Raw genomic sequence first — 1,059 nt, 5'->3', positions numbered from 1 at the left:
CGGCGCGGTCGGTCCACGCGAGGTGGGCGATCTGATGCGCGACGGTCCACCCCTCGGCGGGCGTGTCGAGCGCCCACCGCCCGGGCGGCAGCCCGGCGACGAGGGCGTCCAGCGCGGCGCTCTCGTCGCGGAGGTCGTCGAGCAGCGAGATGATCTCCGGCCCCGCCATGGTGCGCTCCCCTCGTGAATACTGCGCAGTAGGGTGGCAGTGCGAGGGAAAACAAGCAAGCGCGCTTGCTGGATTCAGCCGCGGCGGCCCGGTGTCCGGCGGCGTGCGCGCGTCCCGCTCACTCCTCCTCCGGCAGGCCCTCCGCCAGGAGTTCCGCCAGGTGGCGGGCGCGGATGCCGGCGAGCTGGTCGAGTTGGGTGCGGCAGGAGTAGCCGTCCGCCACGACCGCCGCGTTCTCCGGGGCGCTGCGTACCGCCGGGAGGAGCTGGTCCTCGGCGCAGGCCGCGGAGACCTCGTAGTGGCCGCGTTCGAAGCCGAAGTTGCCCGCCAGGCCGCAGCAGCCGGCGGCGAGCTGCCCCTCCAGGCCGGCCTTCGCCATCAGGCGGCGCTCGGCGGCGTCGCCGAGGATCGCGTGCTGGTGGCAGTGCGTCTGACCGGTGACCGGGCGGTCGAGGCGGGGCGGGGTCCAGTCGGGGGCGGCGGTTTCGAGGGCTTCGGCGAGGGTGCGGACGCGGGCGGCCAGGCGCGGGGCGCGTGCGTCGTCGGGCAGCAGCTCCACGAGGTCGGTCTTGAGCGCGGCGGCGCAGGGGGGTTCGAGGACGACGAGCGGCGGGCCGTCCGTACCGGCACCGCCCCCGCCTCGCGGCTCCAGCGCGTCCAGCGTGCGGCGCATCACCTTGCGGGCCTGGTCCAGCTGGCCCGTGGAGACGTACGTCAGCCCGCAGCACACCCTCCCCGCCTCCTGCGGCAGCCCCACCCGCAGCCCCGCCGCGCGCAGCACCCGGACCGCCGCCGTACCCGCCTCCGGCGACAGGTAGTTCGTGAACGTGTCCGGCCACAGCAGCACATCCGGATCCGCGTCGGCGCCCCGCCGCAGCGACCGCGTCAGC

Annotated in this window: 2 protein-coding genes; both read right to left on the bottom strand. The window is 75.8% G+C overall.

All coding sequences use genetic code 11. The annotated features are described in order from the left end of the window. Nucleotides 1–169: maleylpyruvate isomerase N-terminal domain-containing protein (locus tag H5J30_RS35300; RefSeq protein ID WP_181791870.1), on the bottom strand; the 169-nt coding region annotated here is incomplete at its 3' end. A 118-nt stretch (nt 170–287) separates the two neighbouring features. Further along, nucleotides 288–1,059, bottom strand: a 772-nt coding sequence (locus tag H5J30_RS35295; protein ID WP_181791869.1) for a (Fe-S)-binding protein, incomplete at its 5' end; no start/stop codon positions are given.

Source organism: Streptomyces phytophilus (genome assembly GCF_013870535.1).
In the GTDB taxonomy this organism is placed as follows: Bacteria; Actinomycetota; Actinomycetes; order Streptomycetales; family Streptomycetaceae; genus Streptomyces; species Streptomyces phytophilus.
This window is presented reverse-complemented; position numbering and strand designations above follow the sequence as displayed.